Consider the following 13,745-nt stretch of genomic DNA (forward strand, 5'->3'; position numbering starts at 1 on the left):
CCGCTCAACCCCCGGCACCGGACCGCTCAGCCCACCGGCACCGGGTCGCTCAGCCCACCGGCACCGGGGCGTCGAGCGCGAGGCGCCACTGCCCGACGGCGACCGCGTCCACCGAGCCGTGCCATCCGCCGGGCCGGGCCGCGCTGCCGATGTGGAAGGCGGTGATGCCCGCGGCGCGCAGCTCGGGGAGGTGGTCGAGGCGAAGCCCTCCCCCGACCATGATCCGCGCCTCGTACCCCGGCGCCCCGCCACGCGCGGCCTCGGCCCGGAGGGTCGGCAGCCCGTGGTCGACGCCATGGGCGGAACCGGCAGTGAGGTACGTATCCAGACCAGGCAGCCCGGCCAACTGCCGACGGAGCACGTCGCGGTCGGCGGCACGGTCGATGGCCCGGTGGAAGGTCCAGCGGCTCTCGTCCACGCCCGGCCCGGCGCCGATGACCTCGACCAGGGTGGCAATGGCGTTCAGGTCCGCCAGACCGTCGGCATCGAGAAAGCCGAGCACGAACTCGTCCGCACCCTCGGCGTGCAGCGCGGCGGCCTTGCGGCACAGCGCGTCGACGGCCGCGGGGTCCCCTGCCGCGAACCCGTCGCAGGCGCGGAGCATCACCCGCACCGGCAGATCCACCGCCGAACGGACGGCGGCGAAGGTCTCCCGGGACGGCGTCAGCCCATCGGCGGCCATATCGGTGACCAGCTCAAGACGGTCCGCCCCTCCGGCCTCCGCCGCGATCGCGTCCTCCGGGTGGAGGGCGATAACCTCGAGAATTGGTCTAGACATGCCGCATAGCTTGCCACACCCCCCACCGCCCGCAACCCCGCACCCCCGCACCCCCGCACAATGGGGCCATGTCCGACCACCCCGCGCTCCTCAACCGCTGGACGCTCCTCCTCAACAGCGCCCGCGACACCACCACCCCCGACCCGGACCCTTACGGCCGCGACCTCCTCTCCCGCTGGGCCGAACCCCAGCGCCGCTACCACACCACCGACCACCTGATCGCCGTGCTGGACCGCGTGGACGAGCTGCTGGAACACACCGAGGCGCCCGACCCCGACGCGATCCGCCTGGCCGCCTGGTTCCACGACGCGGTCTACCTCCCCGACCGCTCGACCAACGAGGAACGCAGCGCCCGCCTCGCCGAACGCGCCCTCCCGGAAGCGGGCGTCCCGGAGGCCCGCGTGACCGAAACCGCCCGCCTCGTCCGCCTGACCACCGACCACGACCCCGCCGAGGGCGACACCAACGGCGAAGTGCTCTGCGACGCCGACCTGGCCGTGCTGGCGGGCTCGCCCGAGGCCTACAGCGCGTACGCGGCAGCGGTTCGCGAGGAGTACGCCTTCGTCCCCGACGACACCTTCCGCGAGGGCCGCGCCAACGTCCTCCGCCACCTCCTGGGCCTGCCCTGCCTGTTCCGCACCCGGATCGGCCACGACCGCTGGGAACCGGCGGCCCGCCGCAACATGACCACGGAGCTGGAGCTGCTGGGCGCGTAGCCATTTCGGCGATCAGCGGGCGGCGGGCCAGACGTACAAGGCTATGAGTCGCGTTCATGGCCGGACGCTAAGCCTTGACCCATGGGTCAAGGGCAAGGCTCAGCGCTACATTGGCATTGACGAGTCGACGCCGGCGACTTCAGTCTGCCGCTCATACGCGTCGCAGGAATGACGGTTGCAACCCAAGCTAAGCGGTCGTTTCTATTGGCTGCTGAGACCTAGGACGTTGGTCCGCGCTACAGCCCGATGTGCTTCATCGGGAGTATTGGTCGAATGGACGGGTGAATGATCTTGCGAGTGTGCCAGGGTCAGCCGTCCGCATGCGCTTGGCCAAGGAGAGGAACGTCTGGCTGTGCACTGTTCGTCCGGATGGATCTGCGCATGTGACGCCCGTCTGGTTCGTCTACGACACCTCCAGATGGTGGATCGGTGTCGATCAGAACTCAATCAAGGTCAGGAATGTCCAGACCGAACCGCGCGTCTCCCTCGCCTTGGAGGACGGCCGGTTCCCGGTCGTCGCCGAAGGCGACGTATCGCTGATCGGCGACCGGTTCCCGCCTGAGGTCGTGACCGCGTTCAAGGAGAAGTACGGGTGGGACGTAACCGCTCCCACTCGCCCAGGAGGTACACGGATGCTACTGGAGGTGCGTGTACGTCGTTGGTTGCTGACCGGCACGGCCCAGTGACTGCGACAACGGCTGCCTCAAACAACCGGGTCGCCAAGTCCGCCGTACACCGATGAACGAACTACAGCACCATGACAAGCAACGTCTAAGACACCTGAGTCAAGCGGCGACAAACACTTCGCGTATGAGGCCGGAGACGAACGACGACCAGCCCTCTGCCGGGAAGGTCAACACCGGGCCGTGCGGGGCCTTGGAGTCGCGGACCGGGACGGTGCCGTGGGTCTGGGCGAAGGTGCGGGAGAACTCCACGCACTGGCCGCCACTGGCGTCGCTGTAGGAGGACTTGCTCCACTCGGCAGCGGTGAGATCCAAGTCGGCACTCATGCGCGGTACTCCTTCGCCAAGGTCTTGATCAGGGTGAGTGATCGGTCCGGGGATAGCGCATGCGCCCTGAGCAGATCATAGTCATCCAGGGCTGATGTGATCGCCTGAGGAGAGTCGTGCATCCTGCCTCCTACCCGGGTCTCGGTGTAGAGCACCGTGGGAGAGTCCGTGAAGCGCAACACAGTGAAGGGTTTCGCGTGTGCTGCTGGAGCGCCTGCCGAGAACGGCAGGACCTGAAGCGTGATGTGCGGTGACGCGGCAGCCGTCAGCAGGTACTCAAGCTGCCCGCTCATGACGTCGGCACCGCCTACCACCGTTCGTAGGCACGCCTCGTTGAGGATGACCCACAGGAGCGGCGGGGTTTCCAGTTCGAACACTTCCCGCCGACTCAGTCGCGCCGCGACCTTGCCCTCGATCACCTCGGCCTCTTCCTGCGAGAAGTACGCGCGGAAGATCGCCTCTGCGTAGTCCTTCGTCTGAAGGATGCCGATCACGAGGTTCGCCGAGTAGTCCAGCACCCGTGACGCCTTGCGCTCCAGGTTGAGATACGGGGTGAACCACGAGGGGTGGTCGCCCTCGTCGATCCTCCGGAGCATGTCCGCGAACAACTGCCCCGTGCCGAATGCGGTGTCGCAGCCCTTCGCGAACTTCTCGCTCGGTCTGGGCAGAAGCTTCCCGGCCTCCACCCTGCTGACGTACGCCTCCGAGTAGCCGGCGGCCTGCCCCAGGCGCTTCTGCGTGAGCTTGCGTGCGAGACGCACCTGCTTGACGTCGCGGCCGAAGCGCTGGAGCGGATTCAAGTGAGCGGGTGGGGTGGTCTCGTCCACTGCTGTGACCTCTCGCTATCTGATCACGGCCAGCATCACAGCAGGTCACAGACTTGCGCACGGCCGTTCAAGGCGTTTCATTCTATTGGCTACCGCGTTGCCCTGGTCACCAATTGACTACACACGGTGCCCATCTGGGGCTTCCGGAAACAGCTGAGTGGAGCTGATGTCATGGACGGCCTACGCCTCCTGCCGTGGTCCAGCCCTGAGGGCAAGCCCTGTTACTTGTCGACTGACGACGACAACAGCCGGTTGAGCCGGAGGGCAGACGAGATCGAGGCACTGCAACTCGACATGGGTGCCCAACTCCTCAGCCACGCCAAGGTGCTGCTCGACGACGAGAAGGTGGGCATCGGGGAACTTCGCTTCCTGGCCCGCCGACTGGTCGAAGCTTTGACGGACGCGTTGCGGGTCGCCGAGAGCAGGGGTGGACGACTCCTCGCATATGTCGAGGACGGTGCCCATGAACATGAAGTGGACACGAGTCATCCCGAACGGCGGCCCGGGTAGCGGATCGGCTGGCGGCAGTCCGGGGCGGCGGTGGGCGGCAGCTGGCCGTCGAGCGCGTAGCACAGGGCCGCGTGCAGGTGCTCCGCCGCGGTGGGGGTCAGCCGCAGCTCGGCGGTGCCGAGGCGCTGATCGCCTCTGCTGATGTGGAGCGGGAGGGCAAGGCCGCCGTCCTCGATGCGCCGCACCTTCCACTCCGGGGCGTGGTTGATCTGCCATTCCGTCATGCTGGTCCCTCACCGGTAATCGTGCGGGTGGTTGGTGTAGGTGTGGCCGGTGGGGGCGGTCCACGTGGTGGTGCCGGATTCGGAGTCGCGTTTCAGAGCCCAGCCGGGGTGGTGGGTTTTCATCAGGTGGTGGCGTCTGCACAGGGTGGTGAGGTTGTCGGGGGTGGTTTGGCCTCCTGCGGTGGGGTCGGTGTGGTTGAAGGGTGCGACGTGGTCGAGGTCGCAGCGGTGGGCGGGCATGTTGCAGGTGGGAAAGGTGCAGTGGGCGTCGCGGGCGACGACGTGGCGCTCGACTTCGGCGGTGGGCTTGTAGGTGGTGGGGTCGGTTTTGATCAGCATCCCGGTGGTGGGATGGGTGATCAGGCGACGCCAGACGGTGCCTTCTGCGAAGGCGACCCCGCGGGCCTGACCGGCGGTGATGTACCCATGGCCCTTGAGGTGGGCGGGGTCGTCGGTGTCGCCGATCAGGACGTCCAGGGGAACGGTCACCTGGACCACCGCCGCTGAGCGACCGCCCGAGGGTTCGGGGGTGCTTGCGGTGCTGCGATTGACGACGAGGTCGTAGAGGGCGTCGACCCGCTTCTGCTCGAGGGTGCGACCCTCGTCGGGGAGGGTGGCGGCGTGGCTGTCCACGGCGGCGGTCATGGCCGCGGCCTGTTCGGCCGGGAGGACCGCGCCCCACATGGCCATGCCGTCGTCCTGCGGGTAGTGGACCATCTGCCGCTGTCGCTTGCGCGCTTGGTGGCGCTCCTCGGCGCCGTCGGGATCGGCCCGGACGATCTCGCGGGCCAAGGCGCGGCGGGTCTGGCCGGTGGTCATGGCCGGCAGCTTGTGCAGCACGGCCGCCTCGACCTGCTCCGCGACCTCGGGAGCGAGGACGGCGCAGGCCTCGGTGACCGCTGCGGCCTGGAGGTAGGAGATCTCACCCTGGGCCAGGAGGGCGCGTGTGGGCGGGTAACGGCCGGCCAGCTGGCGCGCCACTTCCAGGCGCTTGGCGGCCGTCGTGCCGGACAGCTTCAGGGCACAGGCCACTTCCTCACAGGTGAAGTTCCACGCGGCCTCGGTATTGCGATCCCATCCTGCCGGTGGCATCGAGGTCCAGGCGTCGGATTCCAGCGCGGCGAGAATGTCCGCCTGCTGGGCCTGGATCCAGGCGGCGTGGCGTTCCAGTGCCTTCAGGGCATCGATGCGGCCGGTGTGCGACAGCTCCTCCGCGCGCAGGACCGGCAGAACCGATGCGGTGTGCGGGCCCGGCGCGGTGGCGGCGAGGTGGGCGGCCCATTCGTCCAGGCGGTCTGGGCCGGCGGCCCATTCGTCCAGGCGGTCTGGGCCGTTCAATTCGTTGGTCGTGTTCTCGGTCGCGTCCTCAGTGATGTCCTCGGCCATGGCGGTCGGCATGGCGATCGCTCCCCCCGTAATGCCTCAACACCCACCTCCCCTCGGCGGGTTCACATCTCGATTCTTCATCACTCTCCGTGATGTCACCAGCTCATAGCCGCCCTACCATCACTTCGAGTGAATGTTCGGGAGATGCGGAACGCTCCAGCCGAGGAATGGCCAACAACCCAGCGGTGTTGACGTCGGCATGCCCATCGCCGTTTATGTACTTGGCCTGTCCGTCTTCGCCCTCGGGACCTCCGAATTCATGCTGTCCGGGCTGCTGCAACCTGTCGCAGCAGACATGGGGGTGTCGATCCCCACGGCCGGGCTGCTGATATCGGCGTTCGCGGTCGGGATGGTGGTCGGGGCGCCGGTGCTGGCGGCGGCCACCCTGCGGCTGCCGCGGCGGACGACACTGATCGCGCTGCTCGCCGTCTTCGGGCTCGGGCAGGTCGCGGGCGCGGTGGCGCCGTCGTACGGGGTGTTGTTCGCGTCACGGGTGGTGAGCGCGCTCGCGTGTGCCGGGTTCTGGGCCGTGGGGGCCTCGGTGGCCGTGTCGTTGGTGCCGGTCAACGCGCGGGCGCGGGCCATGGCGGTGATGGTCGGCGGGCTCAGCATCGCGAACATCGCCGGGGTTCCGGCCGGGGCGTTCCTGGGGCAGCACGCCGGGTGGCGGGCGGCCTTCTGGGCGGTGGCCGGGCTGTCGGTGGTCGGGCTGATCGGGGTGATCGCGCTCGTACCGCGGACCGAGGCACCGACCGGGGAGGACCAGCCGCGGCTGCGGGCCGAATTGCGGATCTACCGGGACCGGCAGGTCTGGCTCGCGCTGGTCACCACCGCGCTGAGCGGAGGCGCGGTCTTCTGCCTGTTCTCGTACCTCGGGCCGCTGCTCACCGACGTGGCGGGGCTGGACGAGGGCTGGGTGCCGACCGTGCTGGCCCTGTTCGGGGTCGGCGCGCTGATCGGCACGATGGTCGGTGGGCGGATCGCGGACGCGCACCTGTTCGGGACGATGTACGGCGGCATCACCGCCTCCACGGTGGTGCTGAGCGTCCTGGCGCTGACCGCGCACAGCCCGGTCGCGGCCGTGGGCCTGGCGCTGCTGCTCGGCTTCACCGCCTTCTTCACCGCGCCCGCGCTCAACGCCCGCATGTTCAACGTCGCGAACGCCGCCCCGACGCTCGCGGGCGCGACCACCACGTCCGCGTTCAACATCGGCAACACGCTGGGCCCCTGGCTCGGCGGCCTGGTCATCGACGCGGGCTGGGGCTATCCGGCGGTGGCCTGGACGGGCGCCGCGCTGGCCGGCACGGGCATCGTGACGACGGCGTTCGCGGCGCGGCTGCACCAGAGCCGGGGCGCGTCCCGCGTCATCGTGACCTCGCCACCGGCCGACTCCTCGACCACCGCGGAGTCCTTGCCGTCGTCGCCGTCGCGGACCCGGTAGGTCCCATCGCCCCCCCCACAGGCCCCGCGGGCCCCCGCAGCGGCCCCGTGCCCGGTCCAGGTCACCCCGGCGGCCGGGCCTCGGCGCCGGGGGCCCCGCGGCCGGTGGCGCAGGGCGCGTCCGGTGCCGCGGGGACGGCCGCCGGATCGCTGCGCCGGGCAGCGGCAGCGTACGGGTCGCTGCGCGGGGCGGCGTACGACCCGTCGGCCGTGGGAGTGAGGGCTGGACGACGGCCGGGCAGGGCCGCGCGCGCCGACCGCAGGCCGCGGGCGAGCAGGTGCGCGCGCCCGGCGACGACCGGGCCGAGGACCGCGAGGACGAGGACGTAACCGGCGATGAACGGGGCCAGCCGGGCGTCGAGTCCGGCGCTGGTCGCCATGGAGGCCAGGATCAGGGCGAACTCCCCGCGCGCCAGGAGCGTGGTGGCGATCTCGGCGGCGGGCTCGGGCCCGTAGCGGTACAGGCGCGCCACGAGCAGTCCGGCAACGACGTTCATCACGATGGTCAGCGCCGCCGCGGCGGCCACCGGGGCGGCGACGGACGCGATGTCCCCGGGGTCGATGGCCAGCCCGAAGGCGAAGAAGAAGATGGCGGCGAAGGCGTCGCGCAGCGGGTGCACCAGTTCGCGGATGCGCGGTCCGGAGGGGGTTCCCGCCAGGATCAGCCCGGCCATGAAGGCGCCGATGGCGTCCGCGACCCCGAGGACTTCCGAGACCCCTGCGACGAGGACCGCGGTGCCGAGAAAACTGATGACCAGCAGTTCGTTGTCGCGGACCATGATCATACGACCGACCAGCCGGGTGCCGTAGCGGGCCGCGGCCGCCAGCGCCAGCAGGAACGCGAAGGCCTTGCCCGCCTGCAGGACCGTCTCCTGGACGCCCTGGGCGCCGCTGATGACAGGCTGGAGCGTGGCCAGGTAGAGCGCCAGAAAGATGTCCTCCACGACGATGACGCCCAGGATCAGGCGCGTCTCGGGATGGGAGATACGGCCCAGGTCGATCAAGATCTTGGTGACGATCGCGGAGGACGAGATGCCCAGCACGCCCGCGAGCACCAGGGCTTCCCGGGCGCCCCAGCCAAGGGCGAATCCGAACCCGAGGCCGGCGCCGACGTTCAGCAGCAAGTAGATACCGCCCGCGGCCAGCAGACGCCGACCGCCGCTCCTGAGGTCGTCGAGGTGGAACTCCAGCCCCAGGTAGAACAGCAGCAGCACCAGCCCCAGGGACGAGAGCATTTCGAAGTCATGCGCGTTCTCGACCAGGACGAGCCCCGGGGTGTGCGGGCCCAGCAGAATCCCAGCGAGCATGAACAGCGGGATGGTCGGAAGCCCGATCCGGCTGCCCAGGCGGGCGAGGAAGGCGGCGGCGAGGAAGGCGCCGCCGAGGGCGAGCAGGGTGTCAGCGTGTCCCACGGGTCACCACCTTCGTCGGCGGACGGAAGGCCGGGGTGTCGCGTCGAGCGGGGTGGATGCGTCCTCCTTCGTCAAGGGGCGGTCGACTTCATCAAGGGGCGGTCAACTTCGTCGAAGAGCGGTCATTCTTCGTCAAGGGACGGTCATTGGTGTCCGGCGTGACGGGGAGCGCCGCTTCGGACGCCCGCCGCCGCGGGTGGGGGCGTGGCGGGGAGCACCGCTTCGCACGCCCGCCGCGGCGGTGGGGCCCGGTCACCGTCGCCCGTCGTCGCCCTCCGGGCGCAGCGGCAACCGGGGCCAGAGCCGGCCCGGCCGGTGGCCGTGCGGGGTCACGAACAGCCGCGTGACCGTACCCGCCATGACCAGGCCCGCCGCGAGCAGCAGGCCCTCGGGCAGCAGCATCCCCGCCACCTGCATCACCAGGGAGACGACCAGCAGCGACCACGCCACCGCACGCCGGTACTCCCGAGGCCGACGTGGCCAACGTGACCGACGTGACCGACGTGACCGACGTGGCCAACATGACCAACGTGACCGACAACGTGACCGACGTGGCCGTCCCGCCCCCAGGCCATGGGCGAAGCGCGGTTCGCGGCGCGCCGTCCGCTCCTCGAGTTCGTGCAGCGGGGGGTCTCCGGGCTCTGCCATCGCTCCTCCTCCCACCGGGTGGCGGCTTTCCGGGGTGTCGCTGCCAACGATCACATTGCACGCGTACGCCCCACCATCGGTGCCGACACCCATTTCCGCCGGTGACCAACCCTCATCCCGGGCCCGGCCAGGACAAACCCGCCCCACCGGCCGGGCGGGGCCGGCCGGGGTGGTGATAGAGAAGAGGCGGCCACCGGGCCACAGGACCAGCGGGAGGGAGGCGGCACGGAGTGTCCTTGTTCTGGCGGATCTTCCTGCTCAACGCCGTGGTACTGATCGCGGCCGCCGCGCTGCTGCTCGGACCGGTCACCGTCTCCACCCCGGTCCTGCTCACCGAGGCCGCCGTCCTCACCGGAGGGCTGGGCGTGATGCTGATCGCCAACGGCGTGCTGGTGCGCATCGGCCTCACTCCGCTGAAGCGGCTCACCCGGGCCATGACCACCACCGACCTGCTGCGCCCCGGACAGCGGCCCGCCGTGGGCGGGCAAGGCGATGTCGCCGAGCTGATCATGACGTTCAACGCCATGCTCGACCGGTTGGAGGCCGAACGCGCCACCAGCGCCGCCCGCGCCCTGTCCGCCCAGGAGGCCGAACGCCACCGGATCGCCCAGGAACTCCACGACGAGATCGGCCAGACCCTCACCGCCGTCCTGCTCGAACTCAAACGCGTCGCGGGTCACGCGCCGCCCGGCCTACGCGATGACCTGCGTCAGGTCCAGGAGACCACGCGCACCAGCCTGGACGAGATCCGCCGCATCGCCCGACGGCTACGCCCGGGCGTCCTGGAGGAACTGGGCCTGACCAGCGCCCTGAAGGCGCTCACCAACGAGTTCACCAGCGCCACCTTGGTCGTACGCCACCGCATCGCCGGCGATCTGCCGCCGCTGGACGACAAGACCGAACTCGTCCTCTACCGCGTCGCCCAGGAAAGCCTGACCAACGCCGCGCGCCACGCCGACGCCCGCCGCGTGGACGTCGCTCTCACCCGCACCCCCGCGGGTATCGAACTGCGCGTCCGCGACGACGGTCGGGGCCTGGGCACCACCGAGGGCGCCGGCATCCGCGGCATGCGCGAACGCGCCCTGCTCATCGGCGCCGAGCTCGCCCTCGGGCCCGCCCCCGGAGGCGGCACCACCGTGACCCTGACGGTCCCCGCCCCCACCGGAGCCAGTGCCCCTGACCGTCCCCGCGCCCACCGGAGCCAGTGACCATGCCCGACATGCCCGAGGCGCACCCCACCCGCATCCTCCTCGCCGACGACCACGCGCTGGTCCGCCGCGGGGTCCGCCTCATCCTCGAGGGCGAGCCCGGCCTCACCGTCGTCGCCGAGGCCGGAGACGGCGCCGAAGCGGTCGAGGCCGCCCGCGCACACCGGCCGGACCTGGCGATCCTCGACATCGCCATGCCCCGGCTGACCGGGCTCCAGGCCGCCCGTGAACTGGCCCGCAGCCGACCGGAGACGCGCATCCTGATCCTGACCATGTACGACAACGAGCAGTACTTCTTCGAGGCGCTGGCGGCCGGGGCCTCCGGCTACGTCCTGAAGTCCGTCGCCGACCGCGACCTCGTCGAGGCCTGCCGCGCCACCATGCGGGGCGAGCCCTTCCTCTATCCCGGCGCCGTCAACGCCCTCATCCGCAACTACCTGGGCCGGCTCCGGGAGGGCGAGGACATCCCCGAACGGCCCATCACCAGCCGCGAGGAGGAGATCCTCAAGCTGGTCGCCGAGGGGCACAGCTCACAGCAGATCGCCGAACTGCTCGTCATCAGCGTCAAGACCGTCGAACGCCACCGCGCCAACCTGTTGCAGAAACTCGGCCTGAAGGACCGGCTGGAGCTGACCCGTTACGCGATCCGCGTCGGTCTGATCGAACCGTAGCCCGCCGTAGCCCGGCCGTGCCGGAGCACTCACTCCCCCGCCCGGTCCCTGTGGTCCGCCCCGCGCGCCCGGCGGCGGCGCAGGCCCGCCGCCGTGAGCCTGCGCAGCAGCTCCTTGCTGCCGACCTCCTCAGCGCCCGCCCGCACCGCCCGCGCGTAGAGGTCGCTGGGGACGTCGTAGTGGTCGCGGTCGAAGCCGCGGCGCGGGGCGCCGATGCGGGTGGCGAAGGCGTGGAGTTCGTCGTACGAGACGTCGCTCACCAGGTGGGACCACATGCGGCCATGGCCCGGCCACGAGGGCGGGTCGATCAGTACGGCCATCAGAGGGTGGTCCCCAACGAGCCCACGGGGGCCACCGCGACCGCGGTCTTGCCGCAGACCCAGTGCGGGTCGGGGCCCAGTTCGGGTTCCACATCGAGGGCGTGGAGATCGCCGCCCCGGGTGCAGACCGGGCACAGGGGCCAGCGGCCGTAGCGCTCCAGCAGGGCGTCCTGGACGTCCTGGGCGACCAGACCGGCGACGTACGCCACGCCTTCCGGCCATTGCTCGACCCACCAGCGGCGGTGCGTGATGGCGTCCTCGACGAGCGAGACGATGTCGGCGTGGGCGACGTCTCCCGCCGCGAGGTCGGCCAGGACGAGCGCCCGTGCCGCGTGCAGTGCGTGTTCGAGCTTCATGGGTCCCATTGTCACCTTTGCTTCGTCGCGCCGCCTTCCCGCGCGGGGGAGGCGCATGAAAGCCCTCCGCGCGCAGTCTTGACGGGCCTCCTGGCCGGAAATAGTTTTCAGATGTGAGTAGCAAGTTGAAGGAAACTTTCACTCCCCTCACCGACCCCGCCGTGCCCGCCCCCTCCGCGCTCGCGGCGAAGGTCCGCACCCTGGGCCCCTCCATGACCCGCTCGATGCAGCGGGTCGCCGAGGCCGTCGCGGGCGACCCGGCGGGCTGCGCGGCGCTCACCGTCACCGGGCTCGCCGAGCGCACCGGTACCAGCGAAGCCACCGTCGTGCGCACCTCCCGGCTGCTCGGCTACCCCGGATACCGCGATCTGCGCCTGGCGCTCGCCGCGCTCGCCGCGCAGCAGGCCGCGGGCCGGGCCCCGGCCGTCACGGCGGACATCGCGGTCGACGACCCGATCGGTGACGTCATCGCCAAGCTCGCGCAGGAGGAGCAGCAGTGTCTGGCCGACACCGCCGCCGGGCTCGACACCGGCCAGGTCGAGGCCGCGGTCGCCGCGGTCGCCGCCGCCCGCCGGATCGACGTGTACGGCATCGGCGCGTCGAACCTGGTCGCCCAGGACCTGGTCCAGAAGCTGCTGCGGATCGGCCTCATCGCGCACGCGCACGCCGATCCCCACCTGGCCGTCACCAACGCCGTACAGCTCCACTCCCGCGACGTCGCGCTCGCGATCACCCATTCGGGGCGGACCACGGACGTCATCGAGCCACTGCGCGTCGCCTTCGAGCGCGGCGCGACCACCATCGCGATCACCGGCCGTCCCGACGGCGAGATCGCGCAGTACGCGGACCTCGTCCTCACCACCTCCACCGCGCGCGAGAGCGAGCTGCGCCCGGCGGCCATGTCCAGCCGCACCAGCCAGCTGCTGGTGGTGGACTGCCTGTTCATAGGCGTGGCGCAGCGCACGTACGAGAGCGCGGCGCCCGCCCTGTCCGCCTCGTACGAGGCGCTCGCGCACCGGCACGACCCCCGCCCGCGCCACCGCTGAAAAGCCACCGCTGAGACCGACCGGCGCTCGCGCGCCGTCGCCACCACCCCCCCCACCGTCACGCTCACGTAGGGAAAGAGCCGCTTCGCCATGACGTCCGCCGCCGAGCAGCAACCTCAACAACACCAACCTCAACAACCGCGACCTCAACAACCGCAGCAACAGCTCCGCGCCCAGCTGGAGACCCTCACCACCGAGGCCTTCCGCCCCGAACTCGCCGAGATCGACCGGCTCGACACGGTCGAGATCGCCCGGGTCATGAACGCCGAGGACGCCGGGGTCCCCGCCGCCGTCGCCGCCCAGCTCCCCCGGATCGCCGCCGCCATCGACGGCATCGCCGCGCGCATGGCGGGCGGCGGGCGGCTGGTCTACGCGGGCGCGGGCACCGCCGGGCGGCTCGGGGTGCTCGACGCGAGCGAGTGCCCGCCCACCTTCAACGCCCGGCCGGACCGGGTGGTCGGGCTGATCGCGGGCGGGGAGACCGCCGTGGTGTCGTCCGTGGAGGGCGCGGAGGACAGCGCGGAGCTGGCCGCCGAGGACCTGGACCGGATCGGGATCGGGCCGGACGACGCGGTCGTGGGCGTCTCGGCCTCCGGCCGCACCCCGTACGCCGTGGGCGCCGTCGAGCACGCCCGCCGCCGCGGGGCGCTCACGGTCGGGCTGTCGTGCAACGCGGGCTCGGCGCTCGCCGCGGCCGCCGACCACGGCGTCGAGGTGGTCGTCGGACCGGAGCTGCTCACCGGCTCCACCCGGCTCAAGGCGGGTACGGCGCAGAAGCTCGTGCTCAACATGATCTCGACCATCACCATGATCCGGCTGGGCAAGACCTTCGGGAATCTGATGGTCGACGTGCGCGCCTCGAACGAGAAGCTGCGGGCGCGCACCCGCCGGATCGTTTCGCTGGCGACCGGCGCCCCGGACGAGCGGATCGAGGGCGCGCTGGCGGCCACCGGCTGGGAGGCCAAGAACGCCATCCTCACGATCCTCGGCGGCGTGGACGCGCCCACCGCCGAGAAGCTGCTCGGCGAGGCGAACGGCCATCTGCGGGCCGCCCTCGAAGCGGCGGGGTACGACGACAAGAAGCCGTAACGACAAGAAGCCGTAACGGCAAGAAGCCATAGCCACACAAAGCCACAACGGCAAAAGGCCACAGCAGCAGAAAACACAGCAGCGGAAAACACGGCGGCGGGGCG

General features: G+C 70.9%; 17 protein-coding genes. 8 read left to right on the plus strand and 9 right to left on the minus strand.

Translation table 11 applies throughout. From position 1 onward, the window contains the following. Positions 1-49: 49 nt before the first annotated feature. Entirely contained in the window at positions 50-778 is a 729-nt protein-coding gene (locus tag ABZ562_RS03280; protein WP_361473318.1) for a copper homeostasis protein CutC, read from the minus strand. 68 nt (positions 779-846) lie between these two features. Here ABZ562_RS03280 and ABZ562_RS03285 point away from each other — a divergent pair, with 68 nt between their 5' ends. Continuing rightward, complete coding sequence (locus ABZ562_RS03285; RefSeq protein ID WP_361473321.1) at positions 847-1,494, plus strand: hypothetical protein; 648 nt, start codon at positions 847-849, stop codon at positions 1,492-1,494. 320 nt (positions 1,495-1,814) lie between these two features. Further along, the gene (locus ABZ562_RS03290) at positions 1,815-2,180 is read left to right on the plus strand and encodes a pyridoxamine 5'-phosphate oxidase family protein (RefSeq protein ID WP_361473324.1); all 366 of its coding nucleotides are present in this window, start codon (positions 1,815-1,817) and stop codon (positions 2,178-2,180) included. A gap of 99 nt (positions 2,181-2,279) precedes the next feature. On the opposite strand, the gene ABZ562_RS03295 is transcribed toward ABZ562_RS03290, so the two are convergent. Further along, positions 2,280-2,504 (minus strand): DUF397 domain-containing protein, encoded by a 225-nt coding sequence (locus ABZ562_RS03295; RefSeq protein ID WP_361473327.1) that lies wholly within the window; start codon positions 2,502-2,504, stop codon positions 2,280-2,282. Beyond that, positions 2,501-3,331: a helix-turn-helix transcriptional regulator gene (locus tag ABZ562_RS03300; protein WP_361473330.1), complete on the minus strand. Its 831-nt coding sequence runs from the start codon at positions 3,329-3,331 to the stop codon at positions 2,501-2,503. Before ABZ562_RS03300 ends, ABZ562_RS03295 begins: the two co-directional genes overlap by 4 nt. 171 nt (positions 3,332-3,502) lie before the next feature. Between ABZ562_RS03300 and ABZ562_RS03305 the strand changes: the two genes are divergently transcribed. Continuing rightward, entirely contained in the window at positions 3,503-3,841 is a 339-nt protein-coding gene (locus ABZ562_RS03305; protein WP_361473332.1) for a hypothetical protein, read from the plus strand. On the opposite strand, the gene ABZ562_RS03310 is transcribed toward ABZ562_RS03305, so the two are convergent. Together ABZ562_RS03310 and ABZ562_RS03315 are read right to left on the minus strand one after the other, a co-directional pair. Further along, on the minus strand, positions 3,817-4,065 hold the full coding sequence (locus tag ABZ562_RS03310; protein WP_361473335.1) for a hypothetical protein: 249 nt from the start codon (positions 4,063-4,065) through the stop codon (positions 3,817-3,819). The two genes, ABZ562_RS03305 and ABZ562_RS03310, sit on opposite strands and share 25 nt — an antisense overlap. Before the next feature lie 9 nt (positions 4,066-4,074). Then, positions 4,075-5,463: a DUF222 domain-containing protein gene (locus ABZ562_RS03315; protein ID WP_361473338.1), complete on the minus strand. Its 1,389-nt coding sequence runs from the start codon at positions 5,461-5,463 to the stop codon at positions 4,075-4,077. Between the two features lie 187 nt (positions 5,464-5,650). Here ABZ562_RS03315 and ABZ562_RS03320 point away from each other — a divergent pair, with 187 nt between their 5' ends. Continuing rightward, positions 5,651-6,892 carry a Cmx/CmrA family chloramphenicol efflux MFS transporter gene (locus tag ABZ562_RS03320; protein WP_361473341.1) on the plus strand — a complete coding sequence of 414 codons (1,242 nt, stop codon included), beginning with the start codon at positions 5,651-5,653 and terminating at the stop codon, positions 6,890-6,892. Between the two features lie 61 nt (positions 6,893-6,953). On the opposite strand, the gene ABZ562_RS03325 is transcribed toward ABZ562_RS03320, so the two are convergent. Then, complete coding sequence (locus tag ABZ562_RS03325) at positions 6,954-8,303, minus strand: cation:proton antiporter (protein ID WP_361473344.1); 1,350 nt, start codon at positions 8,301-8,303, stop codon at positions 6,954-6,956. A gap of 252 nt (positions 8,304-8,555) precedes the next feature. Beyond that, positions 8,556-8,753 carry a hypothetical protein gene (locus ABZ562_RS03330; protein WP_361473347.1) on the minus strand — a complete coding sequence of 66 codons (198 nt, stop codon included), beginning with the start codon at positions 8,751-8,753 and terminating at the stop codon, positions 8,556-8,558. 428 nt (positions 8,754-9,181) lie between these two features. On the opposite strand from ABZ562_RS03330, the gene ABZ562_RS03335 reads away from it, so the two are divergent. Both ABZ562_RS03335 and ABZ562_RS03340 read left to right on the plus strand, forming a co-directional pair. Then, positions 9,182-10,159: a histidine kinase gene (locus tag ABZ562_RS03335; protein ID WP_361473349.1), complete on the plus strand. Its 978-nt coding sequence runs from the start codon at positions 9,182-9,184 to the stop codon at positions 10,157-10,159. A gap of 11 nt (positions 10,160-10,170) precedes the next feature. Then, entirely contained in the window at positions 10,171-10,830 is a 660-nt protein-coding gene (locus ABZ562_RS03340; protein ID WP_361473352.1) for a response regulator transcription factor, read from the plus strand. Positions 10,831-10,859: 29 nt separating this feature from the next. Here the strand turns inward: ABZ562_RS03340 and ABZ562_RS03345 are convergent, their stop codons facing one another. Beyond that, positions 10,860-11,150: a DUF4031 domain-containing protein gene (locus ABZ562_RS03345; RefSeq protein ID WP_361473355.1), complete on the minus strand. Its 291-nt coding sequence runs from the start codon at positions 11,148-11,150 to the stop codon at positions 10,860-10,862. After that, the gene (locus tag ABZ562_RS03350; RefSeq protein ID WP_361473357.1) at positions 11,150-11,506 is read right to left on the minus strand and encodes a hypothetical protein; all 357 of its coding nucleotides are present in this window, start codon (positions 11,504-11,506) and stop codon (positions 11,150-11,152) included. Before ABZ562_RS03350 ends, ABZ562_RS03345 begins: the two co-directional genes overlap by 1 nt. Before the next feature lie 113 nt (positions 11,507-11,619). Here ABZ562_RS03350 and ABZ562_RS03355 point away from each other — a divergent pair, with 113 nt between their 5' ends. Together ABZ562_RS03355 and murQ are read left to right on the plus strand one after the other, a co-directional pair. Further along, positions 11,620-12,552, plus strand: a complete 933-nt coding sequence (locus tag ABZ562_RS03355) for a MurR/RpiR family transcriptional regulator (protein WP_361473360.1) — start codon at positions 11,620-11,622, stop codon at positions 12,550-12,552. A 90-nt stretch (positions 12,553-12,642) separates the two neighbouring features. Continuing rightward, positions 12,643-13,641, plus strand: a complete 999-nt coding sequence (gene murQ / locus ABZ562_RS03360; RefSeq protein WP_361473363.1) for an N-acetylmuramic acid 6-phosphate etherase — start codon at positions 12,643-12,645, stop codon at positions 13,639-13,641. Positions 13,642-13,745 lie beyond the last annotated feature (104 nt).

Source organism: Streptomyces sp. NPDC019937 (genome assembly GCF_040631655.1).
Taxonomy (GTDB): Bacteria; Actinomycetota; Actinomycetes; order Streptomycetales; family Streptomycetaceae; genus Streptomyces.